This is a genomic window from Spirillospora sp. NPDC049652 (genome assembly GCF_040675125.1).
In the GTDB taxonomy this organism is placed as follows: domain Bacteria; phylum Actinomycetota; class Actinomycetes; order Streptosporangiales; family Streptosporangiaceae; genus Spirillospora.
Genome location: NZ_JBFAOF010001344.1, coordinates 1 through 1,523, shown reverse-complemented (window position 1 = coordinate 1,523; position 1,523 = coordinate 1). Strand labels below are relative to the sequence as shown.

The 1,523-nt window shown below is 73.3% G+C and carries 1 protein-coding gene; it reads left to right on the top strand.

Annotated elements, in window-relative coordinates; genetic code table 11:
* Window positions 1–1,391, top strand: a 1,391-nt coding sequence (locus tag AB0J52_RS40040) for a penicillin-binding transpeptidase domain-containing protein (RefSeq protein WP_500188399.1), incomplete at its 5' end; no start/stop codon positions are given.
* Between the last annotated feature and the right edge of the window lie 132 nt (window positions 1,392–1,523).

Genomic DNA, 1,523 nt, shown 5'->3' with positions numbered 1-1,523 from the left:
ACCCGCCCGACGACTTCGCCGCGCGGCACCGGCAGCTGACCAGCGGACTGTCGGTGACGTCGGTCTCGCTGGACCCGAAACCCGCCGTCCGGACGGGCCGGGACGGCGCGCGCGCCGACTTCACCGTCACGCGGAACCTCGCCGGACACGGGAACTGGACGTTCCGCTCCACGCTCGTCCTGCGCAAGCACGGCAGCCGCTGGCGCGTCCAGTGGGCTCCGGACACCCTCTACCCCGGTCTCAAGCCCCTGCCCACGACGTGGACGCTCCGGGCCGTCCGGCAGCCGCCCGCGGCGTTCGTCGCCGCCAACGGCCGTCCGCTGCCCGAGGGCGGATCGCTCGGCCCGTACGTGAGCACCCTGGACGACGCCTACGGAGACACCGCCGACGACGACTCGGACGACGGCGGAACCGCCTGGGCCGTCGAAGTGCAGCAGGGGAACGCCCCGGCTCAGCGCCTGAAGATGCTCGGAGGCCATCCCACCAAGAAGATCCGCACGACGCTCGACCCACGGGTGCAGAACGCCGCCGAGCGGGCCGTCGCCTCCTCGCCTTCCGGGAAGGCGGCGGCGATCGTGGCGATCCGGCCGTCCACGGGGGAGATCCTGGCCGTCGGGGACCGCCTCGGCGGCCGTGGCGCGTTCGTCTCCAGCTACCCGCCCGGCTCCACGTTCAAGGTCGTCACGGCGGCGGCGCTGCTCGCCAAGGGCCTGTCCCCGTCGTCGTCCGCCGCCTGCCCCGCCACGGTCGTCACCGCGCAGCGGACGATCCGCAACCACGAGGGCTCCGCCATCGGGGACGCCACGCTCTCCGAGGCGTTCGCCCAGTCGTGCAACACCACGTTCGCCCAGCTCGCCGTGGACCGCCTCGGACCGGGCGGCCTCACCGACACGGCGGAGTCCTACGGCTTCGGCGCGCCCGTCTTCACCGGCGCGGGCGGCTCCTACCGGGACTTCCCGGACATCAAACCGGGCGCCGACCTGGCCGAGTCCGCGATCGGGCAGGGGCGCGTGCAGGCGACGCCGCTGCTCATGGCTACCGTCGCCGCCGCCGTGGCGGACGGCACGTGGCGTCCTCCCCGCCTGCTGCGCGCGTCCATGCTCAAGCCCGTGGGCGACGGCCGTCCGCCCGCGCCGCACGACGTGCCGGCCGCCGGAGCCCTCCGCGCGATGATGCGCCGGGTCGTCACCGACGGCACGGCCGCGCACGCGGGCCTGCCCGCAGGGACGTCCGGGAAGACCGGAACCGCAGAGTACACCGACTCAGGGGCGTCACACGCCTGGTTCATCGGGTTCAAGGGCGACCTGGCCTTCTCCGTCTTCGTACTGGAAGGCGACTCGGGCCCCAAGGTCGCCGCACCAATGGCCGCCGCATTTCTCCACTTTCTTTAAACGCCCCGGCCCACTTCGCTCGCCTAGCGGCTCGCTGCGTGACCGAGCCTGGGCGAACGCGGCATCGCTTCGCGATCTGCCCGGTTGCGCTCGCCTTCGGCTTCGCTCCACCGTGCAGGTAACGCGTTCGCG